A 23899-nucleotide genomic window follows, 5' to 3' on the forward strand; every position below is an offset into this window, starting at 1 on the left:
ACGCTCACGTATCGGAAGATGATCCCTTTCGCCTTTTCCCAAATCCAAAGAGACCCGATCAAACAGGGAGCGATAAGCGAGTGTATGTTCCCGGCGCAAGGTGGAGAAATCCTTAGATTCCGCTTGCGATAAGTATTTTTCCAAGGATTGTCCGATGCCGTCTTTATCGAAATAATCCGTACCTAAACTTACCAAGATAATCGCTTCCGAGGCACTTCGCACCGATAAACTACTATCCGTTGCGGTCAAATCTCCCCCCTTCGGCAAGACGATACGGACACGAGAGGCGAAACGCATCCCTTTCATCTCCAACGTATCCACCCCGTCCGGCAATTGTCCCCGCATCAGCAAGTCCTTTCCGTCCAAAGAGATCGTCGCATGTTCCGGACGATTCATACCCAATGAGAAATTCAAAGCCCGATCCGCATCCGCTACCAAATGAATCACTCCCAGATCCCCGGAAAAAGAGGTAAACATTTCCCGTTGATAATTCACATTCCCCCTTTTAAAAGAGACGGAAGCGATAGCCTCGCTTAGGTTCAACCGCCTGCGATACTCAGCGATAGAATCCGATTCATTCGGATACGTATATTTCAGCACTAGATTTCCGAATAATTGGTAACTCCCATACGGAGCGTTCGCACCGTCACCCAGATTACTTCCGGTCCCTTTGCAGACGAAAGTTTTATACATCAAATCCTGTGCCTCGTCATTCCGTCCCTCAAATAAAAGGCGACGAATATTCGCCAAAGAGTAATACGCATAAGGATTGTCCGTATCTTGCTTACTTCCGGACCACAGGGAGATCTCATTCAGGACAACATTCTCCCGCTCAATACCACCATCCGGCATCATACCGATACGGCCGTTTCCCAAAGGCAAAGTTTCTTCCCATATCTGCGCTGGTTGGTCAAAATAATAAGATACATCCTTGGAAGTCCCCTTATCGGCCACATCGCAGCCGAACAAGACGGTCGATAACACCCAAAGGCAAACTACTTTTACATTCATATCATTGTTCTTTTTATTGTTTCAGCACCCAAGTCCCCCAAAGAACACATACTGCAACCAGCCTTGCAGTACTACTGCACCGCACGTGCAGTGCCACTGCAATGGGCATGCAGTAACACTGCAAGGCCGGTTGCAGTAGCAAGAACAAACCGATTACGGCTTCAACTGTTTATAAGTCGCTTTTTGGATTCCTTGATAGTCATATAAGGTAAACTCATCTTCACCCCATTCTACCGGATAGCCGATCAATGGGTTATTGGTATCGCTCTCATAATATTGCTTGAAATAAACGTAAAGCGTATCCGGACTTATGTAATAGCGATAAGGGATCTGGGAGATCGGATTAAAAGTCATATTCTTGAAATAAAGTACTCCCCCCTTCTGCTCCGGCTTCCCGTCCGGACTTCCGCTGAAATAGATCGTATCATTCGCCTCATTCACCCAGCTCCATGGATCCTCGGTAATCCGTTCGATTTGCGGTACATCGGGATTTGGCTGAACAGGCTGGGGCTCCGCCTTCTCAAAATCGGCTAAAGACAATTGCCTATAAGTTGCCTTTTCTCGCCCTTGATAGAAAAAAACGGTAAATTCACCCTCTCCCCACTCCACAGGATAACCGATCAACGGACTATAACCATTACTGCTATGAATCTGCCTAAGATTGACATAAAGCGAATCGGAATCGGCATCATAAAGATAAGGCAAATCGAAATTGTGTTGAGAGGTAACACTCTTGAATTCAAGCAAGACTCCACCTCGAGGATCTCCTTCGCTCTTAGGGAAATAAAGCGTATCCTTATGTTCGCTGACCCAATAATTGTAAGGATCTTCCGGAATAAACTTCACATACGTTACCGAAGGTGCAGGCTCCGGATCTATAGCTACATCGGTATCATCGCCACACCCGATGAATGAAAACATGGCCAGCAAAAGGCTAACAACGATTTTTACTTTAGCATTCATAACTAACAAAGTTCTTTTTATATTATCAAACCGAGGTAAGTCTCTTATAAAAACTTACCTCCTATGTTGTTCCAAATATAAATAGATATTTTGAATGGAACAATACTTTTAAAAGCTTTGCATATCACATAGTCGTTTATAATAGCCGTCCAAGGCCAACAACTCCTCGTGTTTGCCCCGTTCCACGATCTCACCCTCATGCATCACACAGATCTCATCCGCGTTACGGATCGTGGAGAGACGGTGGGCGATCACTACGGTCGTACGGTTCTTCATCAAGTTCTCCAACGCTTCTTGTACCAGACGTTCGGATTCCGTATCCAAGGCGGATGTGGCCTCATCCAAGATCAAGATCGGGGGATTCTTCAAGATCGCACGGGCGATACTGATTCGCTGGCGTTGTCCGCCGGACAGTTTTCCACCCCGGTCGCCGATATTGGTATCGTAACCTTTCTCACTCGCTATGATAAAATCGTGAGCGTTAGCGATGCGGGCGGCTTCCTCCACCTGTTCCATCGTAGCCCCTTCCACTCCAAAAGCGATATTGTTGAAGAAAGTATCGTTAAACAAGATAGCCTCTTGATTGACATTTCCCATCAATCCCCTAAGATCGAAAAGGGTGGCCTCACGGATATCCGTATCATCAATACGAATATTCCCTTTATTCACATCATAAAAGCGAGGCAATAGATCCACCAAGGTACTTTTGCCCGAACCGGATTGACCGACCAAAGCCACGGTTGTTCCTTTCCGGATATCCAGATTGATTCCTTTCAAGACCCAAGCTTCCTGATATTTAAACCAGACATCTTTATAACTGATTTTCTCTTTCAAGGCGATCTTCTTCGGATGTTCCGGATCATGGATATCCGTCTCCGCCTTCAAGATCTTATCGACACGTTCCATGGAGGCCAGACCTTTCTGGATCGCATAAACCGACTTACTTAGATCTTTCGCAGGATTGATAATGCTATAGAAAATAACCAGATAATAAATAAACGTAGGAGCGTCGATCGGGCTATTCGCGCTCAAGATCAGCGTACCTCCATACCAAAGTACGATAGCGATCGTAACGGTTCCCAAAAACTCGCTCATCGGGTGCGCCATTTGTTGGCGGCGATAGATACGGTTTGTCAACCGACGGAAAGTATCATTGCTTCGCTCGAAACGGTCTTGTATCTTCTTCTCGGCGTTAAAAGCCTTGATAATACGAAGTCCGCCTAATGTCTCCTCGATCTGGCTCATCAGAAATCCCCATTGTTGCTGTCCTTCCAAGGACTTCCGTTTCAACTTCTTACCGACTTGTCCCATTACGTAACCCGCCAACGGCAACAGGATCAAGACGAATACGGTAAGTTGCCAACTGATAGCGATCATACCCACCAGATAGATCACGATCAGGATCGGGTTCTTGAATAACATGTCCAATGAACTCATTATGGATGTCTCAATCTCGTTCACGTCTCCGGATACACGGGCGATAATATCCCCTTTTCGCTCCTCGGAGAAAAAGCTCAACGGCAACTGCGTAATCTTCTTGTTAATCTGATTACGGATATCACGAACGACTCCGGTTCGAATCGGGATCATCGTATAAAAAGCCAGATACATGGTCGCCACTTTCAAGAAAGTCGCCACGATCAGGAAGATTCCCAACATAATCAAGGCGAACGAACCGCCGTGTACCTCTATCAGATCGGATACATACCAAAAAAAGTTATTTTTGATCAACTCCGGCAAGGCTTTCCACGACTCCCAGCTTCCCGCGTTAAAATTCCAATCCATAAAGGTGTAATTCCCCTCATCCATCTTAAACAAGATCTGAAGGATCGGGATAATCAAGGCGAAAGAAAACAGGTTCAAGATAGCGGAAAGTACATTGAACACGATGTTCAGAACCATATACTTTTTGTAAGGGGGAACGAAACGCTTTAAAATACGTATGAAATCTCTCATAAATTGATCTGTTACATTGAAGTGGCAAAGATACAAAAAGTCATCACATTTTCTTACGCATTCGCATGCAACTATTTTGCTGCCCCATTCATCAAATAAATAGAATCGTAAATAAAAATAATTTACACCATGAAAAGGATGCACTTGCAATTGTTGAAAAAAGCCAACTGCGTATTGGCGAGTTTATTAATGCTTTTAGGTTTCTCCTGCACTGACGACGAGGGAGAAGGTCCCATAATTTGTGAATATGGCACTCCTTACGCCAATTTTCAGATAAAAGGAAAAGTCGTGGATACAAACGATAATCCGATACCTAACACCCAAATACGTATCAATCGAAATGACGCAAGAATTTATCCTTACGGATGGCTGCATACCGATACCGTAAGGACTGACGCTAACGGAGAGTTTGATTGGAAGAAAACTGATTTTCCGATCCTAAAATACCGATTCATCACGGAAGACATAGACGAAGAAATGAACGGAGGACAATTCGCATCCGATACGACTCAAGTAATCTTCGACAGCGAGGAACTTACTGGAGGTGATGGATGGTACGAAGGTAGTGCCTCTAAGGAAATCAAGATCACACTTAAGGAATATGTAGATACACATACGGAACCTTACGCATTGTACACGATCTACGGAAAAGTAACTGATGATCAAGGCTATCCGCTGGCCGGAGTCGCAATCTTAACCTCACCGGCATATACCCCTACTCAAGAGGACGACCTTTCCAGCTTTCCGGCTATCACGGATGAGACCGGACGATATCAATTCACCTACGATAAGGCTACGGCTATCGAACATACCATCTACACAAAATTATCTTCGTATTGGAATGACCCAAACGCTTGCAAAACTGATTCTATTATCGTAAATTTCGCCGAAATTGAATTATCACAAGGGAAAGGGATGTTAATGGGTAAAGGATCAAAAGAAATTAACTTCCAACTAACACGCAAAAACTAGAAAATGGAAACAGTGTATCATTCCATATTAAAAGGTTTTAACTGGATTTTAGCGGGGCTTCTTTCTCTACTAGGCTTCAGCGTTACTTCCTGTGGCGCTACAGATGAGTATGGTAGCCCCTACGCAGAATACGAGTTGAAAGGAAAAGTTACAGATATGAACGGAGATCCCATCCAAGGAATAGAGATCAACTATGGGGGCATATATAATAACGTATTATCTCCCTCATATATAAGCGAAATATATAAATCACCCCAAACCCAAAAAGACGGAAGTTACGATATAAAATTCGAGGATTCCCCAATGGGTATCGTACGCATTATCGCTAAAGATATTGACGGGCCTGAAAACGGATCATTCGAGACGGATTCGATAGATGTCAAGATCGAAGGATTTGAGGGAAGTAAATCTTGGTTCCATGGGAAAGCGGAGGTTAACATCCCCGACATCAAACTTAAAGAGAAAAAAGAATAAAATATGGACAAACGCCCAAACATCAAAAAACGTATCGCCCTAGAGCTTTTTCGAAGTATCAAGAAGAACAGGGCTAAATTACATGAATTGCGTACACTCTTTTGGGAGTGTACGCTTCGTTGTAATGTATCCTGCCGTCATTGCGGGAGCGATTGCCATGTCTCGGCCTCTGTCCCGGATATGCCTGTCGAAGACTTCCTGAAAGTCATAGACGATATCACGCCTTACGTCGAGCCGAACAAAGTGCTCGTCATCTTTACCGGAGGCGAGGCGCTGGTTCGTAAGGATATCGAGAAATGCGGGTTGGAACTGTATCGCAGGGGATATCCTTGGGGGATCGTCTCCAATGGTTATCTGATGACCCGGGAACGGCTCGACTCGCTCTTGGCTTCCGGATTGCACTCGGCGACTATCAGCTTGGATGGTTTCGAGGAAGCGCATAACTGGCTTCGCCGTAATCCTAAAAGTTTCGAGAAGGCACTGAATGCCATCTGTATGTTGGCCGAGGAAAAGGAGATCATCTGGGATGTGGTGACTTGCGTAAACCAACGCAACTTCAAGGATTTGATGCTCTTCAAGGATTTCTTGATCGAGATGGGCGTAAAACGGTGGCGTATCTTTACGATCTTCCCAGTTGGACGTGCCGCGACTGAGACCGATTTGCAACTGACGAACGAGCAGTTTACATGGGTCATGAACTTCATCCGCTTCTGCCGGAAAGAGGGTAAAATACACGTTAGCTACGGCTGTGAGGGCTTCCTCGGGAATTATGAGGCAGAGGTGAGAGACTCGATTTTCCAATGCAACGCCGGTATCAATACGGCCTCTGTCCTCGCTGATGGCGCTATCTCCGGTTGTCCCAGTATACGGGCGAACTTCCACCAAGGGAACATCTATAAAGACGATTTCATTGATATCTGGAATAATGAGTTTAAACCGTATCGTAACCGCCAGTGGGCTAAAAAAGGGGAATGCGCGGATTGTAAGATGTTCCGTTATTGCGAAGGCAACGGGATGCACTTATACGATGATGAGGGGAATCTGCTCGTATGCCACTATAAAAGGCTAGTTGACAGTTGACAACTGTCAACTAATTCCTATCTTTGCCCTAGTTAATATTCTAAAATAAGCAATCGTATGAAAAACACTTTCATCCTTTGTGCCTTTCTGGCACTAAGTTCTTTTACCGTAGCCCAGCAATCCGAGAAATACCCGCTAGGCGACTATACGGAATTGACCGACACGAAACCGCATGACAGCGACGAGATCTGGGACAAGTTATCGGCCCCAACCCAATTAAGCTGGGGCACGACCGATATACGATATCCGAAACTCAGTATTCCCGATGTCAAGAAAAGCAATCGCTGGCAGACGAAAGCATGGAAAGGGGAACGGGTAAACGCACAAGCCGTGTTATGGACCAAGGTGGGACTCGAGGATGCCTCTATCACCGTGAGCGACTTAAAGAGCGGTTCTTCCATCATCCCATCCTCCGCTATCATGACGAACTTTGTCCGTTACGTCATGACCGATGAGTTGAATAAAGACCGTAAAGGCGGTTGCGGCCACCGAGAGAATAAGGCGGAATGGGATTCCTCCGTCGTAGCCGATGTATTGGATATCGTAAAGATCCGTGATATCAAGGCACGCACCACCCAGCCGATCTGGATGAATATCTGGGTACCTCAATCCGCGAAAGCCGGTAAATATAAAGGGACATTGACCGTCACGGGAAAAAATGCCTCCCCCATGGAATTACAAATAGAAGTGGACGTATTGAACCGCACACTTCCCGCCCCGAAGGACTGGGCTTTCCATCTGGACTTATGGCAGAACCCGTATTCCGTGGCCCGTTACTACCAAGTTCCTCTTTGGAGTAAAGAGCATTTCGACGCTATGCGCCCGATCATGAAGATGTTGGCGAACGCCGGACAGCGCGCTATCACCACCAGTATCATGCATAAACCTTGGGCCGGACAGACCGAGGATCATTTCGACAGCATGATCACCCGGATCAAGAAGATAGACGGCACTTGGGCATATGATTACGCCGTCTTCGACAAATGGGTGGAATTCATGATGAACGAGATCGGTATCGATGATATGATCAGTTGCTACACCATGATCCCTTGGGCTTTATCTTTCGATTATTACGACGAGGCGACAAATCGTGTACAATTTCTCAACACGAAACCGGGTGACGCCGCTTACGCAGACTATTGGGGTACTTTCCTAAAAGATTTCTCCCGCCACCTTCGCGAGAAAGGCTGGTTCGAGAAAACCGCCATCTCTATGGACGAGCGTCCGATGGAGGCGATGCGTGAGGCGATCAAGGTTATCAAGCAAGCCGATCCGGAGTTCAAGATCACGCTGGCCGGAAATTATCATCCGGAAATTCAATCGGACTTATACTATTTAAGTATTCCCTATGGGCATAAATTCCCAGAAGACGTAAAGGCTGCCCGTGATAAAGCGGGACAGATCAGTACCGTTTATACCTGTTGCGCGGAAGCGTTCCCGAATACCTTCACCTTCTCCGACCCGGCGGAAGCGGCATGGACGGTCTTGCACGCCGTAGCCGGTGGTTACGACGGTTATCTACGTTGGGCAGTTAATAGCTGGACCGCCGATCCTCTGCGTGACTCGCGTTTCCGCACTTGGGCGGCAGGCGATACATACAGTATTTATCCCGGTCCACGCAGTAGCATTCGCTTCGAACGTTTGGTCGAGGGTATACAAGATTGCGAGAAGATCCGCATCCTCCGGGAAGAGCTGACAACGAAAGGAGCTAAAGGCAAACTCGAGAAGTTGAACAAGACGGTTGCCAAGATCACTCCGGAAGGTTTATCCGAGACACAAGAATCCGCTACGCAGATGGTTAATGAGATTCATAAACTTCTGAATACATTATAAATAGTACCGGACGCCGACTGCGCAGTCGGCGTCCCCTAAATATATCATCAAACCCCTACAATGTTTGATATTCATCAAAAAACGAAATCCTTACCTCCGATACCTTTCTTTTTCTTTGTCCGCCTCGATTCCTTCGCCTATTTTTGGGGCACTGAAAAACACAAAAACCATTCTATATGAACAAACTATTAATGGGCGCATGCCTTACGATGGCCATGCAAGTAGGGCACTCCCAAACCTTGCCGCAATTGGGTAAAGATCCTATCGAGAAAATCGTAGCCGCCATGACTGCCGAAGAGAAAGTATCCCTGTTAGTCGGAACCGGAATGCCCGGGTTCGGCGGCCAATCAGCCGTAGTCGGCAGCACGCAAAATATAGTGCCGGGAGCCGCCGGAACGACCTTCCCGATCGAACGTCTGGGAATCCCCGCTATCGTAGTGGCCGACGGTCCCGCCGGATTACGTATCTCCCCGACTCGCGAGGGGAACGAGGCGACCTATTATTGCACGGCATTCCCGGTCGCTACCTTGCTAGCCTCCACATGGAACACCGCATTGGTCAAAAACGTAGGCAACGCCATGGGCGACGAGGTGAAAGAATACGGTTGCGACGTACTCTTGGCCCCCGCGCTGAATATCCACCGAAGCCCTCTCTGCGGACGTAACTTCGAGTATTATTCCGAAGATCCCTACTTGACGGGCCGGATAGCGACAGCGATGGTAAACGGTATCCAAAGCAATGGCGTGGGAACCTCCATCAAGCATTTCGCCGTCAATAATCAAGAGACCAACCGGACAGGAACGGATGCCCGCCTCACCCCTCGTGCCTTGCGGGAGATTTACCTAAGAGGTTTCGAGATGGTCGTAAAAGAGGCAAGCCCGTGGACGGTCATGTCTTCCTACAATAAGATAAATGGTGAGTATGCCTCCGAAAGCCGTGATTTATTAACGACCATCCTCCGTGACGAATGGGGCTTTAGCGGCCTTGTCATGACCGACTGGTTTGGCGGCAAGAACGCCCCCGCCCAGATCCACGCCGGAAACGATCTGCTGATGCCCGGACGGACGGACCAGAAAGAGGCCCTCCTAAAAGCGCTTGAGGACGGTTCTCTCTCTATCGACGACGTGGATACGGACGTAACCCGTGTATTACGACTGATCCTTCAAGCCCCCCGCTTTGCCCAATACGCCTATTCCGACAAACCGGACCTAAAAGCTCACGCCGAGGTAACCCGTGCGTCCGCTTCCGAAGGTATGGTTTTATTAAAGAATACGAATAATGCCTTGCCGCTGGCCCCGGGTATCAAGAAGATAGCGGCTTACGGTACCACCTCGTACGATTTTATCGCCGGAGGCACCGGCAGCGGCGACGTGAACGAGGCTTATACCGTATCCCTCGTGGAAGGTCTGGAGAACGCCGGTTATACCATGGACGCCGAAGTGAAAGCCTTATACGAGAAATACAGTACCGAGGAAAAGGCGAAACAGCCGAAAGACACGAGCCCCGCCGCCGCTTTCTTCAACCACCCTCGTATCCCGGAGTTCGTACCGGATGCCGCTGGGCTGGCCGTTAAGGCGAAAGAGGCGGATATCGCCTTCGTTACGATAGGCCGTAGCTCGGGAGAGTTCCAAGACCGGAAGATCGAGGGAGATTTCAACCTGACGGAGAATGAGCGAGCGTTGATCCAATCGGTTTCCGACGCTTTCCATAAGGAAGGGAAGAAGGTGGTCGTAATCTTGAATATCGGGGGCGTGATCGAGACCGCCAGCTGGAAATCGGAACCGGACGCCATCCTATTGGCTTGGCAAGCCGGGCAGGAAGGAGGTAACACGGTAGCCGATATCCTGTCCGGAAAGGTGAATCCTTCCGGTAAGCTCCCGATGACTTTCCCCGTGAGCATCGCCGACGTAGCCTCCACGAAGAATTTCCCGGACGCTTCGGGTATCGACCTGAAAGAAATGTTAGCCGGTTTCATGGGAGGAGGCCCGGAGCATACGGATCGTAAGAATATTGACTATACCAACTACGAGGAGGGTATCTACGTGGGCTACCGTTACTTCGATACGTTCGGCGTGCCCGTCTCCTATCCGTTTGGCTACGGACAGTCGTATACAACTTTCAATTATTCGAGCTTGAAAGTGTTCATGGGTGATACGGACTACAGCATCAGTTGCACGATCACGAACAATGGCCCGGTAGCCGGGAAGGAAGTGGTCCAGCTATATATCTCCGCCCCCGGCAAGAGCATGGATAAACCGGCGAAAGAGTTGAGAGGTTTCGCCAAGACCCAACTCCTCCAGCCGGGCGAGAGCCGTGAGATCATCTTCAAGGTGAAAGATACGGATCTGGCCTCCTTCGACGAGAGCGCCAGTCATTGGGTCGTAGAGTCCGGTAAATATGAGGCGCAGATCGGTTCCTCCGCCGCCGACATCCGCCTAAGGGATTCCTTCAACGTGAAGGGGCGGGTAACGGAGAAGGTTCATGCGGTACTGTTGCCCGGCGAGAGGATCGATCTTCTGAAAAGATAAGCCCGGAGGTATCTACCTAGTTATCGGGAGGGCGGGGTATCAACCTCGCCCTCTACTTATTAATCACCCGGCTGTTCCGGCTCTAAGAAAGTAAGGTAGGTCTCCACACGCCCCTCCAGCTTCGCCTCCATGGTCCCTTGCTCCGACACGAAGAGATATTTGTCCTTTTTCTCCTCCTCGGTCCATGTATCGGGAGTGTAGGGAGCGATCTTCCGGTCGCCGGCAGTCCTCATGAAATAGATAGCGGGCAGAAGGCCGTTCAGTTGGATCTGGTTCGGGTCGATATAGCGTTCCTCGTATTGTCGCGAGAAACGCGAGCTCACCCTCTCCAGCCGGAAGCGGTCGAGATTATTCATAAACAGGTAATCCGTGCCTTCATCTCCCGGCAGGGAGGTGTAGATCATAGATGAGACTTTCACGGCACCGGCCGGTGTCGTGTACAAATAATAGAAATATACAGTCCATGTATTCTTGGAGCGGGTTTGAAGGGTATGTGTCTCCTGCAAGGAATGCAAGGCCCAAAATCCCGGGGGCGTGCATCTCACCCTTTGTACGAATTTATCCTTCGCGATTTCCACTCTTCCCCGGATCTCCAGAAAGTCCTTATAGGCCACTGCCTCTATTTCCTCGTTTGTCATTGATGGCGTAAACATGATTATTTTTAATTTTTAAGGTAAAGAGACATAAAGGTACGATTATAAATGGGGATTCCAAGGGTTTCAAGACATAATGAGAAAATAAACGCTAAACTCTTACGGTATCACGGATCATCCGAAGGGTTCACTAGGCCAATGTATCCTATTGTTATCATGCCCGGAGGCTTCCGCAGCATCCAAGATACGGAGCATGGCATCCCAGACATTCTCAAACCCATTGAGCAGTTGCTGGTAATGCTCTTCCGTGTCAGCCATCCGGCGTATGAAGCAAAGCATCTTCGGCCTCACCACATCCCGATCCCTATACAAGTTCCGGAACAGCGGCAGCTGCTCCCCGACATCCATATCCCCAGCCTCCTTAAACTTCCGGTAAATCATCTCCTCCTCATACATCCTCGTCCGGTAATCGCCCAGACTTTCCTGATCCATGAAAGTGATATAAGTCTCCATATTCTCCTTCCGGGTCAGCACCATCAATCCCTGCTTCGAGGCGAGGATGTATTTAGAGGCCCTCTCCTCTTCCGTCCATGTATTCGGGGCGTAGTAGGTGAGCCTACGATCCCTGTTCGTCCGTATGAAATAGATAGCAGGATGGATATTTCCCAGCTTGATTTGGTTAGGCTCGATATAACGCTCCCTATAGCGTCGCAGGAAGTGCGCGCTCAGCCTCTCCAAGTTGCATTTCTTGAGGCTGGTGAGGAAAAGGAAATCCGTACCCTTGTCCCTTGGCAGCAGTGTATAGATATTAGCGCCTACGGTCAAGCAGCCGGTCGGTGTTGTCCCCGAATAAAAGAAAGAGACATTCCAAGTGTTCTTGGCACGCGTCCGTATCGTATGTGTCTCTTGCAAGGAATGCAGGGAGCAGGGTACCGTCCCGGTTCCGATAGACCTTACCAACTTCCCAAATTTATCCTCCGCGATCTGGATCTTCCCACGGATCTCCAAGAAGTCCTTATAGGCCGCGGCCGCTATTTCCTCGCTTGTCATTGATGGCGTAAACATGATTATTCTAAATTCTTAAGGTAAAAATAAATCGTTTCTATCCAAAGGGCTTCTCAGTTGATCGGCGACCTTCTCGACGCCAAATTCCAAGAAGCTCTTCGCCTCGTGCTCCTTCAAGGTCTCTTTCCACGCCTCATCGAAAATGGTGGTCTGCTCCAAGATAACCTTCAAGCCATTGTCCAACATCCGGCTCAACTCCTCCCGCTGTTCCGGCGTGCGCCCGGCCCGCAGGGCGAGCCGGTTCATGACTCTCCTCGTATGCTCGATATCCGCGCACAGTTTCTTGCTGATCGCCTGCAAGCCAAGGATATCGGCACCCTTTGCCTTCCCCATCAGATGCAGGTATTCCTCCTCCTCGCATACTTGCGCCTTGTAACGGCTCAGGTTCTCTTGGTCGAGAAAAGTAATGTAAGTAAGCACTTTCCCGCGTAGCTTGATCAGCGAAAGGCCTTGCCGCGAGACAAGGAAGCACTTCTCCGCCAGCTCCTCGTCGGTCCAGTTCTTGGGCACGTAGTAAGCCTGCCTCCTGTCCTCGTTGTTCTGCATGAAATAGATGGCGGGATGCACGCCTTTCAGGTCGATCCCCGCGGGATCGAGATAACGTTCCTTATAGCGTTGGAGGAAGTGGGAACTCACCCTTTCCAGCTTGAAGTTCTTCAAGTCGTTCATGAAAAGGTAATCCACGCCATTCTCCCGTCGCAAGGGGATGTAGAGGTAGTAGACGATGTTGATCTTATCGTTCGGCGTATAGCCCGTATAGCGAAAATTGACATTCCACGTATTCCTCGCCCGCGTGCAAAGGGTATGGCTCTCGCACAAGGAATGGATGGCCCTCTTATGCTTCCCGCTGATCCGCATGCTCTGGACGAAGCGCTCGAAAGCGATCTGCACCCTCGTCCGTATCTCCAAGTAATCCTTATAAGCGGCTTGTTGTATTTCCTCTTCGGTCATCGATGGCGTAAACATGGTATTCTATTTTAAGGTAAAGAGACATAAAGGTACGATTATAAATGGGGATTCCAAGGGGTTTCAAGGAAATGTGGATGAAAGAAAGACAAAAAAGAAAGGCGAACTTATTCCCCTATCCCTTTTATTCCATATATTTGCGATGAAAATTCCCAGAGATCCATTTAAAAGAGAAAAAGTTATGACTGAAGATATAGATTTAATACGCATCACTGGCGTGGAATATGTCAAGGACTATACCATGCGATTGGAATTTAGCAACGGTAAGGTGAAACTGGTGGACTTTCTTCCCCTGCTGAAAGGGAAACTTTTCGAGCCATTGAAAGACCTCCGGAATTTCGTCCAGTTCGGGCTCACCCACTGGACGCTCGAATGGTACAACGGGGCAGACTTCGCTCCGGATTACTTGTACAGGAATGGGGTGGAGGCTTGAAAGGGACAAACATAAACGAGACACTTATGGATTTCTTCAGCAAATATCGCCCCAGCATCATCGCCTTATGCGAGAAGCATAAGGTAAAGCGGCTATTCGCCTTCGGCTCCGTGCTGACCAGCCGCTTCACGGAGAAGAGCGACATTGACCTTGTGGTGGATTTCGACAAGGAGGTGGAGCAGGTGGATTATGTAAACAATTTCTTCGACCTACGGGATGCCTTGTCCGCCATCTTCCACCGGGAGATCGACTTGCTGGAAGACAAGGCGATCCGGAACCCGGTGTTGAGAAGGAATATCGACAGGACAAAATCGTTGATTTATGGATGAATATATAGAGAAACATCTTTACGATGTACTGCTTTCCATCGAAGAAACCGAGAGTTACTTTGAGGGCAGGCCGAGAGTTTACCAAGATTTCGAGAAAGATATCCTCCGCCAAAGAGCCGTAGAGCGTAACGTCGAGATCATGGGCGAGGCCATAAACAGGATACTAAAAATCGATCCCGATTTCCAATTGCCCCACGCAAGGGCAATCGTCAATACCCGGAACAGAGTTATTCATGGCTACGATAGCGTGACACCAGATTTCCTTTGGACGCTTATCATGAATCATATCCCGGCGCTGAAGAGGGATGTGATGGTATTATTGAAAAAATAAACTGTTTTCTATTTAAGCACTTTTTATTTTAATAATGCTATCTACATTTCATTTGTCACCTCTTTTAAAATGATCCAATTACAATACACTAAATTAACCCCATAACGATAAACTCCACCTAAACTTAAATTAATCTGATCTAACTTTATTCCATTAATATTATCATCATATAGAGTTATTTTCGATTCATCACTATAGAAATCCTCAACAAATCCATATTTTCTTGACAAATTATCTTTTAAGCAATTATAGAAAGAAGTTGCTATTCCTTTTTCTCTAAAATCAACACTAAATTGACACATATACATTCTATTCAAATAGAAATAAAAATATCCATAATCAAATTTCATTCCTCCAAATACAGGATATTCCATTTTTATTTTATCACCTTGATCAATATATTTAAAACCCTGTTTCTCTATCACCGAAATAATATCTGCCCTATTCGCACCATATTCACAACCCCAAATTTTATTTTGAATTCGCTGAGAATAAATTAATGAAGAATACATACTCAATAAAATAACAAAGAATACATTTTTCATAAACTATTTTTTCTTTTAGGTACATAAACTTTCCTTCCCTTATCATTAACATAGTATTGTCCTCCTTTTGGACCTGTTTGAATTCTTCTCCCTTGTCCATATCTATAAGCCTCTTTCGAATAGTCTTTAGCTTTTTCTCCTTTTTTCCATGTATATGGATTTCTGTTCGTTTGAGTAGAGAAATTATCATGATTTGTCTTATTCGAATGAGTCTTATAATGCCCTTGGACATAAGTCCCATCTTTCTTCACATATCCTTTTTGATACCGGACAGAAGAATTTACAGATTGGGCATTAACCATAAATACCCCACAGACTAAAAGAGTTAGTAAAAAAGATAAACACACAAAAAATCGTTTCATAATCAATTTATTTTATAGTTATTTTATTTCTAAAAAGCCTCGAGTTATATATCCTTTATGATTCCTCAATTGTACTTTCATGAAAAACTCTCCTTCCTCTAGAATTTGAATCCCCTCTGTTAAATCTGATTTTTGCAATTTATACACAATAGTAGAATTTGGATTGGGTTGTGACCTCAAGACCATAAGTTCCAACATACTAAAATAATCAGACTTAATTTTAACAAAATCTCCGACTCCATAACGATTGTTCATGTAAGTATTTTGTTTTTGTGTTTCAACTTTAGTTCTTTGCCCTATTTCATAATTTTTATTATATTGCCATATATCCTCAAGAAAATAAACAGTAACATCTCCTACCTGTGATTTTCCATTTACTATTTTCTCTTTTATATCTGATATAATCTGAGTCTCCAAATCAATCTTTGTAACTTCATTATTAAAATTCACGTACGTCTTTGTTTCCATCAAAATATCATCTTCTGGACACAAACAGACAGTCTGATGCCACCCTTCTCTCATTTTTTGTGGATAATGTGGATAAGAATTATATACTTTTATTGTTTTTTGAATCAAGCCCCGGATTTCCATCTTTCTTTGCTTGGCCATAGCCCCCAACTGCAATAAAGCGTCATAATTTGGAGAGGCATACGTATTATCATTAGTAGCCTCTGCAGGACTACTATAACGATTAACTTGTGCTATAGAAGAAAAACCAAGCACAAGAAACAGTAACAAAAATAAGGTTTTCATTTCCAAATATTTTTTCCTCCCGTGTCCCCTCCGGTAGGCGGTTAACAAATAAAAGAAGCGTGAGAACCATCGCTTACCACTGTCTTGAGGCTCTCGACTGCCCTTACCCAATAATAAGACAATGATCCCACGCCTTATGCAAGTATATAATCCACCCATCATAGGTAAGTATATAACAGATAAAGCGCAGGAGCCATTTTCCTATTATCTTGGGTAATGGAGTTGTCGAGATTCCAAGACAAGATAATATCGAAACGCTTCTACGTTATTTTTCCAATACGTCGCAAAGGTAGTATTTTTTAAGAGCGCAAAAAATATCCCGCTATTTTTTCTTCCAGATTTCTAAAAATGAGCATCAAACGGTGAAACATCACTTTTAGAAATCTAAAAGACATTTCGCGAGGGTGAAAACAGGTTTCCAGATTTCTAAAAATGATCTCGCGACACTTAAAAGCCGTTTTCAGATTTCTAGAAACGATTTTTCAACGCTGAAAAGTCGTTTTTAGATTCCTTGAAGGCATTTTTCAGCATTTGAACGGCAAACCATAAAAATTAGGGCCTAAAACCTAGCCTCGTAAAGATTATTTGCCTACATTGCCTCTCATTAATCTTAAAAATCAATATCATGGGCAATTACACGAAAGTTAAAAACATCATGCTCTACGTACTTAACAACGCCGAGTACCTCTCCTTCATGAACCACGTCCTCGACCTAGCCAACGGAAACAGCGGTGGCGGCGATTCCGAGTCCCCCGACGAGATCTCCCTGCTGACCGGCAGCGACGGCATCCCCGAGCTGGGCCTCACCAAAGAATTCCTCGATACCTACGAGGCAGACCTCCTCGCCATGGCCGACGTGGTGGACGAGAGCCGCACCTCGCAGGAGACCGAGCAAATGACCTTGCACGATACCAACCGCGACAACCTCGCCATCTATATCATCACCCGCATCTCACGGGCCGGTACCCTCCCGTTGGAGGCCGAGCGTGACGCGGGCAAGTACCTATACAAGGTCATCAAGCCTTATAACGGCATCGCCCGCCTCCCCATGGCGCAGGAGACCGCCAAGATAAAGGGCCTCTTGCTGGATTTGCGCAAGGACGAGAACAAGCCGTACGTCACCACGCTCGGCCTCGACGCTTACCTCGCCGAGCTGGAGAAAGAGAATAACGCCTACGACCGCCTGTCGCAGCAACGCGTCCAAAACCGGACCACCTCCAAAAAGGAAAGCGGCGCCAACCTGCGCAAGCGGATCGACGTCTATTACGACGACCTCACCCTGCTGGCCCAGTCCCATAGCGTAGCGAAGCCGTCCGAGAAAGCGACCGCCTTCATCGCCGCCCTCAACCAGCTGATCGCCGAGACCACCGCCGCCTACAACCAGCGCATGGCCTCCGCCAAGAAACCGGCGCCCGCTCCCGAGCCTACACCCGAGCCTACGCCCGGCGGAGACTCCGAGAGCCCGGACGAGATCTAACCGTCACGTCCCTCCCTCCCGACGCGGAAGCGGGAAATAAAAAGAGAAGGAAAACAATTCCCCTTCTCTTTTTATTCCGTATATTCGCGAAGGAAATTCCTAAAACAGAACGATATGGAGACAACGACATCCTTAAAGACATTCGAGGTAACCATCCCCGAGAAATACGCCGACATCTTGAAGAAATTCATCACCTCGCTGGAAGGCAAGGTGAAGGCACAGAAGAAATCCGGATTGGACGAGGCCTTGGAGGACGTGAAGGCAGGAAGGATACACAAATACGAGAACTTTGAGGCATTCAAGCAAAAAATGCTAGAGCTATGACTTATACCGTACATACCACTTCCAAATTCGAACGTGACATCAAGCGGTGCAAGAAGCGGCACTTGGATATAAACCTCTTATTAGAGGCTGTAGAAATCCTCAAAAATACCGGTTCCCTTCCCTCCCAATACCACCCGCATAAGCTATCCGGGAAATACGCGGGATTGTGGGAATGCCATATCCAAGGAGACTGGCTGCTGATATGGAGCCAAGACGACACGGAGCTAATCTTGCTTTTCACCGATACCGGAACGCATTCCGACCTATTCTAAATAGAAAAAGCCGCCTCCCCATTACAGGAAGCGGCTTTTTTGTATCTAGTATTTACTTTTCCCGGATAAATATATTAATCGGCGTACCGGTGAAATCCCAGTTCTCGCGGATCTTGTTCTCAAGGAAACGTTTGTACGGGTCCTTGATCCATTGCGGCAAGTTACAGAAGAACACGAAAGAAGGCACGCTGCCCGCCGGAAGCTGGGTGATATATTTGATCTTGATATATTTACCCTTCCAAGCTGGGGGAGGATAATTCTCGATGATCGGAAGCATCACCTCGTTCAGCTTGGCCGTAGGGACACGCTTGGAGCGATTCTCGTAAACCTCCTTGGCGGTCTCCAGCACCTTCAGGATACGCTGCTTCGTCATGGCCGAGATAAACAAGATCGGGAAGTCGGTAAACGGAGCCAGACGCTCGCGGATAGCGGTCGTGTACGAGTCGATCACCTTCTGGCTCTTATCCTCGACCAAGTCCCACTTATTCACGCAAACCACCAATCCCTTCTTATTCTTCTGCACCAGCGAGAAGATATTCATATCCTGGCTCTCGATGCCCCTCGTAGCGTCCAACATCAGCACGCAGACATCCGAGTTCTCGATCGCGCGGATCGAACGGATCACCGAGTAATACTCCAAGTCCTCGTTCACCTTCCCCTTCTTACGGATACCCGCCGTATCCACCAAATAGAAGTTCAAGCCGAATTTATTATATTTCGTGTAGATGGAATCACGGGTCGTGCCCGCGATATCGGTAACGATATGCCGATCCTCGCCAATAAAAGCATTGATAAGAGAAGACTTTCCCGCGTTCGGGCGTCCTATAATCGCGATACGGGGCAACTCCTCCTCCAGTATCTCCACCTTCTCCTCGGGCAACGTCGCCACGATCTTATCCAGCAAATCCCCGGTATAAGAACCATTGATGGCCGAGATGCAGAAAGGATCTCCCAAGCCAAACGAGTAAAACTCCGCCGAGGCCGGATGCAATTCGTAATTATCCGCCTTGTTCGCCACCACGATCACCGGCCGCTTGCAACGGCGCAAGATCTGCGCCACCTCCATGTCCAGATCCGTGATGCCATTCAATACATCGACGACGAACAAGATCACGTCCGCCTCCTCGATAGCCACTTTTACCTGCTTGTTGATCTCCTCCTCGAAAACATCCTCCGAGTTAACCACCCATCCGCCTGTGTCAATCAGCGAAAACTCCTTGCCGGTCCACTCCACCTTGCCGTACTGACGGTCGCGGGTAGTACCAGCCTCCTCGTTCACGATCGCCTGACGGGTACCCGTCAACCGGTTGAAAAGGGTGGACTTACCTACATTGGGTCTCCCCACTATCGCTACTATATTTCCCATAAATTCTCCTTTCGTATGCTATTATTAGTCCAGCTGATAACCGAAGTTCTTCAATATGTTGTCACGGTTACGCCAGTCTTTTTCCACTTTGACAAACATTTCCAAAAACACCTTTTTTCCGAAGAAACGTTCGATATCCTTCCGGGCCATAGCACCTACTTTCTTCAATGCTTGCCCTTGATGCCCAATGATAATCCCTTTCTGGGTATCACGCTCCACGATGATCAGCGCCTTGATATGGATCAGCTCATCATCTTCCTTGAACAACTCGACGACCACTTCTACCGCATAAGGTATTTCCTTCTGATAATATAACAAGATTTTCTCACGAATGATCTCTGTCACGAAGAAACGGGCCGGTTTATCGGTCAAGGCGTCTTTCTCGAAATAAGGCGGGGAATCAGGCATCAACTCCTCCACCCGACGCTTCACGTAATCTATATTGAAATTCGAAAGCGCGGAGATCGGGATGATCTCGGCCTTCGGAAGCAATTCCTTCCACTGGGCCACGAGCTTCTCCAGCTCCGGCTGATTGGTCTGGTCGATCTTATTGATCAACAAGAGAACCGGACACTCTATGCTCTGTACCCGTGCTAGGAACTCGTTATTTTTATCAATCGTCTCGACGACATCCGTCACGTACAACAGCACGTCGGCGTCGCCTAAGGCGGATTGAGAGAAATTAAGCATGGATTCCTGCAACTTATAATTCGGCCGCAAGACTCCCGGCGTGTCAGAATACACGATTTGCATATCGTCGGTATTCACGATACCCATAATACGATGCCTTGTCGTTTGCGCCTTCGAGGTGATAATAGAGATCCGCTCCCCGACCAAACGATTCATCAACGTAGACTTACCTACGTTTGGGTTTCCAACGATATTGACAAAACCCGATTTATGCTTTTTTTCCATCATACCCCCATTTCAGATAAACCGCTCCCCACGTAAAGCCCGCTCCAAAAGCGGCAAGGATCAGGTTATCTCCTTTTTTCAATTGATTCTCCCATTCCCATAGACAAATAGGAATCGTACCGGCGCTTGTGTTGCCATATTTCTGGATATTGATCATCACCTTATCCATATCTACGCCCAAGCGTTTCGCCGTAGCGTCGATAATCCGCAGGTTCGCTTGATGAGGAACGATCCACGCGATATCATCATGCGTCAAGCCATTCTTCTCCGCGATCTCAGCGGCCACGTCCGCCATATAAGAAACTGCGTACTTGAACACCACACGTCCATCTTGATAAACGAAATGCTCACGGTTGTCCACCGTCTCGTGAGAAGGAGGATAAGCCGAGCCGCCCGATTTCATGATCAGATGCGGATAGCCTACGCCGTCTGTCCGTAAAATAGTATCCAAGACACCGAACTCCTCGGTAGTTGGCTCCAACAAGACCGCTCCGCAAGCATCCCCGAACAAAGGACAAGTAGAACGATCTTGATAATCTGTAATAGATGTCATCTTATCACCCGATACGACAACCACCTTCTTATAACGCCCCGAGCGAATATAATTAGCGCCCGTCTCCAAAGCATACAAGAAGCCTGCGCACGCACCTTGCATATCAAAAGTCATCGCATTCTTACAACCTGTATGATAAGCGATGATAGAAGAAGTTGTCGGGAAATGATGATCCGGGGTAGTCGTAGCGGTCAAGACAACCTCTACTTCTTCCGGATTCAGGTTCGTTTTCTCGAGCAATTGCTTCACGGCCTGTATACCCATGTAAGAGAGTCCTACGCCCTCCCCTTTCAATATCCTGCGCTCCTTAATACCCACACGAGTCATGATCCACTCATCCGTCGTATCGACCATCTTGGAAATATCCTCATTCGTCAATACATCTTCAGGAACGTATCCACCCACTCCTGTGATAACCGCATTTATCTTATCCATAACTTTAAAAATAAAAGGACTACTTATCCCAATTAAAAAAAAGCCCTAAAAAAAACTTTTAGGGCTATTTCTTTTGTTCATCAAACCATATAAGTTGACAAACTTACACAGCAGCTTCTTTTTCAATCGCTAATTTACCTCTGTAATAACCGCACTCACCACATACAGTGTGATAGATGTGCCATGCGCCACAGTTCGGGCAAATTGCCATTGTTGGAGCTACAGCCTTGTCATGAGTTCTTCTCTTGGCTGTTCTTGTCTTACCTTGTCTTCTTTTAGGATGTGCCATTGTTTTATTTATTTAATTGTTATCATTCTCTAGCAAACCTTTCAGAGCATCCCAACGAGGATCGGCAGGACTAGCGTTTCCGTCATCTTCCAACGCCAAATCATCACCTCCCATGTCATCCTCAAAATCGTCTTCGGTCTCATCCGAACTTCTGGCGGTATGTTTCTTCAATTTAGACGACATTGCCTTATTACATTTACCCGGCGCATGTACATGCTTCATGGGAACCGCCAAAGCGATAAACTCATACAGGAACCACGCCAAATTAATAGCGCCCTCCTCTTCCGGTATCACGACAACCTCATCACTCTCCTCGGCATATTCCTTGCCGAATTTTACCACCAGACGATTGTGGGTATCAATAGGAATTTCCATATCGTCCAAGCATCTATCGCATGGAACAACAACAACCCCTTCTATCTGAAAGTTCATCTCAAACATCATTGACGACCGTTTTACGGTAAGATGAACCTTCACTTTGCCCTTCTGGACCTCGGTTCCGTCAATGTCCACAAAAAACTTGTTCTCCAAAAGATACTCGAATTCGTGTACTCCCGGAGAGAGATTTTTCAAATCTACATTATATAATTTAAATTTCCCCAAAGCCTTTTAGTGTAAAAACCTTGCAAAGGTACGAAAAAACTAAATACAAAAACAATACCTTTATGCTTATTTTTTCCTATAATACGATTTAACCCTTATATTTCTTCAATTTTATACGAAAAGTCGTCCCTTTCCCCAACTCCGAACTCTTCACGAAAATCTTTCCTCCTTGGAAGGACTCGATAATACGCTTAACCAAGGACAAGCCTAGTCCCCAGCCACGTTTCTTGGTCGTATACCCCGGATTGAAAACCGTCTTGAATTTTGATTTTGGGATACCTTTTCCGGTATCTGCCAAATCGATCAGCACGACCTTCTCTCTTTCCTCTACTTTTAGCGAAATCTCACCCTGCCCCTCCATGGCGTCCACCGCATTTTTCGTCAGGTTCTCGATTACCCAAGCGAACAGGGAATCATTCATTAAGACCAATATCGGCCGCTCCGGCAAACACGTATTAATTTTCACCTTCGAGGAAATACGGGTCTCCATATATCCCAAAGCCGCACGGATGGATTCCACGATATTTGTCGGAACCGGATCTGGATCTGAACCGATTTTAGAGAAACGCTCCGCTATCGTTTGTAAGCGTTTCACATCCTTATCCATCTCTGTCAATAGAGAAGGATCTATATCTTTCGTTCGCAAATATTCAACCCAAGCGATTAGCGAGGATATAGGCGTTCCTAATTGGTGAGCCGTCTCTTTCGATAACCCCACCCACACTTTATTCTGTTCTGCCTTCTTTGTACTAGCCAAGGCTAAAAAAGCGATTAATATAAAAACAAATACAACTGATAATTGCGCATAGGGATAAACAAGCAGTCGCTTTAAGATAATCGAATCATCGTAATATAAATATTGGTAAGTACCATCCTCCATGTCAATTACGATCGGAGGATTTTTGGTTCTCAGTTCCTTAACCTTATTCGTCATGAACTGCGCTACATTCTTTTCCGGAATCTCTATATTATTGTAAGAAACCACGCTATCCGTCTCGCTGCATAATATAACAGGAATAGAAGTATTCCCTTGGATGATTTTTAGGATAAGATTCATATTAAGGCTTGGATTCTCACTGGTCATGACCCGGGTTGCCTCACTCCAAACCTCGATCTTCTGACGCTCTTCTCGGGCCAGATCTTTAATCAAGAGATCCGAGACTACCACAGAAGCCATAGCGATCAATACAGCGGCAAAAATAAAGCCTAATTTCCATCTTTGACGAGAATCATATATGCTGCTCATAAATCAGAATCATTCGGTGAATTCTTAATATAACGGCAAGATACGAACTTTATTGTTCCCGATTCAGCAAACAATGAAATCTCACCCAATTGTAGAGACGTAGCGTGCAGCGTCTCATCCCCTAGCAATAGTAACAATACTATCAGTCTGTAGTGAGCGAGGCACACCACGTCTCTACAACGGCTGGTGCCATATAACAAAAAAAGGAGCCAATCTTTCGACTGA

26 protein-coding genes are annotated in these 23899 nt (G+C 46.7%); 11 read left to right on the plus strand and 15 right to left on the minus strand.

Annotation, left to right across the window (positions count from 1 at the left end; all coding sequences use genetic code 11):
• The 3 genes from QVP94_RS07120 to QVP94_RS07130 form a co-directional block, all read right to left on the minus strand.
• A partial coding sequence (locus QVP94_RS07120; protein ID WP_288213199.1) for a glycoside hydrolase family 95 protein occupies positions 1-1011 on the minus strand: 1011 nt, incomplete at its 3' end.
• A 153-nt stretch (positions 1012-1164) separates the two neighbouring features.
• The gene (locus QVP94_RS07125; protein WP_022192252.1) at positions 1165-1974 is read right to left on the minus strand and encodes a hypothetical protein; all 810 of its coding nucleotides are present in this window, start codon (positions 1972-1974) and stop codon (positions 1165-1167) included.
• Positions 1975-2082: 108 nt separating this feature from the next.
• Complete coding sequence (locus QVP94_RS07130) at positions 2083-3930, minus strand: ABC transporter ATP-binding protein (RefSeq protein WP_005853867.1); 1848 nt, start codon at positions 3928-3930, stop codon at positions 2083-2085.
• A gap of 129 nt (positions 3931-4059) precedes the next feature.
• On the opposite strand from QVP94_RS07130, the gene QVP94_RS07135 reads away from it, so the two are divergent.
• The 5 genes from QVP94_RS07135 to QVP94_RS07155 all read left to right on the plus strand — a co-directional run bounded on the left by QVP94_RS07135 (position 4060) and on the right by QVP94_RS07155 (position 10817).
• Positions 4060-4902: a radical SAM-associated putative lipoprotein gene (locus tag QVP94_RS07135; RefSeq protein WP_022192253.1), complete on the plus strand. Its 843-nt coding sequence runs from the start codon at positions 4060-4062 to the stop codon at positions 4900-4902.
• Positions 4903-4905: 3 nt separating this feature from the next.
• The gene (locus QVP94_RS07140; RefSeq protein WP_022192254.1) at positions 4906-5376 is read left to right on the plus strand and encodes a radical SAM-associated putative lipoprotein; all 471 of its coding nucleotides are present in this window, start codon (positions 4906-4908) and stop codon (positions 5374-5376) included.
• 3 nt (positions 5377-5379) lie between these two features.
• Entirely contained in the window at positions 5380-6456 is a 1077-nt protein-coding gene (locus QVP94_RS07145) for a TIGR04133 family radical SAM/SPASM protein (protein WP_022192255.1), read from the plus strand.
• Between the two features lie 57 nt (positions 6457-6513).
• Entirely contained in the window at positions 6514-8289 is a 1776-nt protein-coding gene (locus QVP94_RS07150; RefSeq protein WP_022192256.1) for a DUF4091 domain-containing protein, read from the plus strand.
• A 176-nt stretch (positions 8290-8465) separates the two neighbouring features.
• Positions 8466-10817 (plus strand): glycoside hydrolase family 3 C-terminal domain-containing protein, encoded by a 2352-nt coding sequence (locus QVP94_RS07155; RefSeq protein ID WP_022192257.1) that lies wholly within the window; start codon positions 8466-8468, stop codon positions 10815-10817.
• 59 nt (positions 10818-10876) lie between these two features.
• On the opposite strand, the gene QVP94_RS07160 is transcribed toward QVP94_RS07155, so the two are convergent.
• From QVP94_RS07160 to QVP94_RS07170, 3 genes are all read right to left on the minus strand, one after another.
• Positions 10877-11470 carry a hypothetical protein gene (locus QVP94_RS07160; RefSeq protein ID WP_005867067.1) on the minus strand — a complete coding sequence of 198 codons (594 nt, stop codon included), beginning with the start codon at positions 11468-11470 and terminating at the stop codon, positions 10877-10879.
• Positions 11471-11584: 114 nt separating this feature from the next.
• Positions 11585-12475: a hypothetical protein gene (locus QVP94_RS07165; protein ID WP_022192258.1), complete on the minus strand. Its 891-nt coding sequence runs from the start codon at positions 12473-12475 to the stop codon at positions 11585-11587.
• A gap of 15 nt (positions 12476-12490) precedes the next feature.
• Positions 12491-13441, minus strand: coding sequence for a hypothetical protein (locus tag QVP94_RS07170; RefSeq protein ID WP_022192259.1), 951 nt, complete (start codon positions 13439-13441; stop codon positions 12491-12493).
• A gap of 181 nt (positions 13442-13622) precedes the next feature.
• Here QVP94_RS07170 and QVP94_RS07175 point away from each other — a divergent pair, with 181 nt between their 5' ends.
• From QVP94_RS07175 to QVP94_RS07185, 3 genes are read left to right on the plus strand one after another with little or no spacing between them, the layout of a single operon-like run.
• Positions 13623-13874 carry a DUF2442 domain-containing protein gene (locus tag QVP94_RS07175; RefSeq protein ID WP_022192260.1) on the plus strand — a complete coding sequence of 84 codons (252 nt, stop codon included), beginning with the start codon at positions 13623-13625 and terminating at the stop codon, positions 13872-13874.
• A gap of 26 nt (positions 13875-13900) precedes the next feature.
• Positions 13901-14203: a nucleotidyltransferase family protein gene (locus QVP94_RS07180; protein ID WP_022192261.1), complete on the plus strand. Its 303-nt coding sequence runs from the start codon at positions 13901-13903 to the stop codon at positions 14201-14203.
• A complete protein-coding gene (locus QVP94_RS07185) occupies positions 14196-14534 on the plus strand; it encodes a HepT-like ribonuclease domain-containing protein (RefSeq protein ID WP_022192262.1) in 339 nt (112 codons plus the stop codon). Before QVP94_RS07180 ends, QVP94_RS07185 begins: the two co-directional genes overlap by 8 nt.
• 41 nt (positions 14535-14575) lie before the next feature.
• On the opposite strand, the gene QVP94_RS07190 is transcribed toward QVP94_RS07185, so the two are convergent.
• Genes QVP94_RS07190 through QVP94_RS07200 form a run of 3 tightly spaced genes read right to left on the minus strand, consistent with a single transcriptional unit; the run spans position 14576 to position 16356 of the window.
• Positions 14576-15079: a hypothetical protein gene (locus QVP94_RS07190; RefSeq protein ID WP_022192263.1), complete on the minus strand. Its 504-nt coding sequence runs from the start codon at positions 15077-15079 to the stop codon at positions 14576-14578.
• Positions 15076-15441: a hypothetical protein gene (locus tag QVP94_RS07195; protein ID WP_022192264.1), complete on the minus strand. Its 366-nt coding sequence runs from the start codon at positions 15439-15441 to the stop codon at positions 15076-15078. The genes QVP94_RS07190 and QVP94_RS07195 overlap by 4 nt, the downstream gene beginning before the upstream one ends.
• 18 nt (positions 15442-15459) lie before the next feature.
• Complete coding sequence (locus tag QVP94_RS07200) at positions 15460-16356, minus strand: hypothetical protein (RefSeq protein WP_288213200.1); 897 nt, start codon at positions 16354-16356, stop codon at positions 15460-15462.
• Positions 16357-16819: 463 nt separating this feature from the next.
• On the opposite strand from QVP94_RS07200, the gene QVP94_RS07205 reads away from it, so the two are divergent.
• The 3 genes from QVP94_RS07205 (at position 16820) to QVP94_RS07215 (ending at position 18267) form a co-directional block, all read left to right on the plus strand.
• Complete coding sequence (locus tag QVP94_RS07205; protein ID WP_022192266.1) at positions 16820-17671, plus strand: DUF6261 family protein; 852 nt, start codon at positions 16820-16822, stop codon at positions 17669-17671.
• A 114-nt stretch (positions 17672-17785) separates the two neighbouring features.
• Positions 17786-17995, plus strand: a complete 210-nt coding sequence (locus QVP94_RS07210) for a hypothetical protein (RefSeq protein ID WP_008773800.1) — start codon at positions 17786-17788, stop codon at positions 17993-17995.
• On the plus strand, positions 17992-18267 hold the full coding sequence (locus tag QVP94_RS07215; RefSeq protein WP_022192267.1) for a type II toxin-antitoxin system YafQ family toxin: 276 nt from the start codon (positions 17992-17994) through the stop codon (positions 18265-18267). Before QVP94_RS07210 ends, QVP94_RS07215 begins: the two co-directional genes overlap by 4 nt.
• A 52-nt stretch (positions 18268-18319) precedes the next feature.
• Here the strand turns inward: QVP94_RS07215 and der are convergent, their stop codons facing one another.
• The 6 genes from der to QVP94_RS07245 all read right to left on the minus strand — a co-directional run bounded on the left by der (position 18320) and on the right by QVP94_RS07245 (position 23674).
• Positions 18320-19633, minus strand: coding sequence for a ribosome biogenesis GTPase Der (der, locus tag QVP94_RS07220; RefSeq protein ID WP_008773802.1), 1314 nt, complete (start codon positions 19631-19633; stop codon positions 18320-18322).
• Between the two features lie 24 nt (positions 19634-19657).
• Positions 19658-20548, minus strand: coding sequence for a GTPase Era (era, locus tag QVP94_RS07225; protein ID WP_008773803.1), 891 nt, complete (start codon positions 20546-20548; stop codon positions 19658-19660).
• Positions 20532-21536, minus strand: a complete 1005-nt coding sequence (locus tag QVP94_RS07230) for a beta-ketoacyl-ACP synthase III (RefSeq protein WP_022192268.1) — start codon at positions 21534-21536, stop codon at positions 20532-20534. The genes era and QVP94_RS07230 overlap by 17 nt, the downstream gene beginning before the upstream one ends.
• Positions 21537-21639: 103 nt before the next feature.
• Positions 21640-21825, minus strand: coding sequence for a 50S ribosomal protein L32 (gene rpmF / locus QVP94_RS07235; RefSeq protein WP_005634607.1), 186 nt, complete (start codon positions 21823-21825; stop codon positions 21640-21642).
• A gap of 12 nt (positions 21826-21837) precedes the next feature.
• On the minus strand, positions 21838-22428 hold the full coding sequence (locus QVP94_RS07240; protein WP_005867041.1) for a YceD family protein: 591 nt from the start codon (positions 22426-22428) through the stop codon (positions 21838-21840).
• An 88-nt stretch (positions 22429-22516) separates the two neighbouring features.
• Positions 22517-23674: a sensor histidine kinase gene (locus QVP94_RS07245; protein WP_011966852.1), complete on the minus strand. Its 1158-nt coding sequence runs from the start codon at positions 23672-23674 to the stop codon at positions 22517-22519.
• Positions 23675-23899: the final 225 nt, after the last annotated feature.

Source organism: Parabacteroides sp. CAG:2, from assembly GCF_000436315.1.
Taxonomy (GTDB): Bacteria; Bacteroidota; Bacteroidia; order Bacteroidales; family Tannerellaceae; genus Parabacteroides; species Parabacteroides distasonis.

Coding starts and splice junctions, on each gene's coding strand:
- QVP94_RS07145 (WP_022192255.1), top strand. CDS start 5,380: ATGGACAAACGCCCAAACATCAAAAAACGTATCGCCCTAGAGCTTTTT.
- QVP94_RS07155 (WP_022192257.1), top strand. CDS start 8,466: ATGAACAAACTATTAATGGGCGCATGCCTTACGATGGCCATGCAAGTA.
- QVP94_RS07195 (WP_022192264.1), bottom strand. CDS start 15,441: ATGAAACGATTTTTTGTGTGTTTATCTTTTTTACTAACTCTTTTAGTC.
- QVP94_RS07170 (WP_022192259.1), bottom strand. CDS start 13,441: ATGTTTACGCCATCGATGACCGAAGAGGAAATACAACAAGCCGCTTAT.
- QVP94_RS07230 (WP_022192268.1), bottom strand. CDS start 21,536: ATGGATAAGATAAATGCGGTTATCACAGGAGTGGGTGGATACGTTCCT.
- QVP94_RS07130 (WP_005853867.1), bottom strand. CDS start 3,930: ATGAGAGATTTCATACGTATTTTAAAGCGTTTCGTTCCCCCTTACAAA.
- QVP94_RS07205 (WP_022192266.1), top strand. CDS start 16,820: ATGGGCAATTACACGAAAGTTAAAAACATCATGCTCTACGTACTTAAC.
- der (WP_008773802.1), bottom strand. CDS start 19,633: ATGGGAAATATAGTAGCGATAGTGGGGAGACCCAATGTAGGTAAGTCC.
- era (WP_008773803.1), bottom strand. CDS start 20,548: ATGGAAAAAAAGCATAAATCGGGTTTTGTCAATATCGTTGGAAACCCA.
- QVP94_RS07135 (WP_022192253.1), top strand. CDS start 4,060: ATGAAAAGGATGCACTTGCAATTGTTGAAAAAAGCCAACTGCGTATTG.
- QVP94_RS07165 (WP_022192258.1), bottom strand. CDS start 12,475: ATGTTTACGCCATCAATGACAAGCGAGGAAATAGCGGCCGCGGCCTAT.
- QVP94_RS07190 (WP_022192263.1), bottom strand. CDS start 15,079: ATGAAAAATGTATTCTTTGTTATTTTATTGAGTATGTATTCTTCATTA.
- QVP94_RS07245 (WP_011966852.1), bottom strand. CDS start 23,674: ATGAGCAGCATATATGATTCTCGTCAAAGATGGAAATTAGGCTTTATT.
- QVP94_RS07150 (WP_022192256.1), top strand. CDS start 6,514: ATGAAAAACACTTTCATCCTTTGTGCCTTTCTGGCACTAAGTTCTTTT.
- QVP94_RS07140 (WP_022192254.1), top strand. CDS start 4,906: ATGGAAACAGTGTATCATTCCATATTAAAAGGTTTTAACTGGATTTTA.
- QVP94_RS07210 (WP_008773800.1), top strand. CDS start 17,786: ATGGAGACAACGACATCCTTAAAGACATTCGAGGTAACCATCCCCGAG.
- QVP94_RS07200 (WP_288213200.1), bottom strand. CDS start 16,356: ATGATGGGTGGATTATATACTTGCATAAGGCGTGGGATCATTGTCTTA.
- QVP94_RS07185 (WP_022192262.1), top strand. CDS start 14,196: ATGGATGAATATATAGAGAAACATCTTTACGATGTACTGCTTTCCATC.
- QVP94_RS07125 (WP_022192252.1), bottom strand. CDS start 1,974: ATGAATGCTAAAGTAAAAATCGTTGTTAGCCTTTTGCTGGCCATGTTT.
- QVP94_RS07175 (WP_022192260.1), top strand. CDS start 13,623: ATGACTGAAGATATAGATTTAATACGCATCACTGGCGTGGAATATGTC.
- QVP94_RS07215 (WP_022192267.1), top strand. CDS start 17,992: ATGACTTATACCGTACATACCACTTCCAAATTCGAACGTGACATCAAG.
- QVP94_RS07160 (WP_005867067.1), bottom strand. CDS start 11,470: ATGTTTACGCCATCAATGACAAACGAGGAAATAGAGGCAGTGGCCTAT.
- rpmF (WP_005634607.1), bottom strand. CDS start 21,825: ATGGCACATCCTAAAAGAAGACAAGGTAAGACAAGAACAGCCAAGAGA.
- QVP94_RS07180 (WP_022192261.1), top strand. CDS start 13,901: ATGGATTTCTTCAGCAAATATCGCCCCAGCATCATCGCCTTATGCGAG.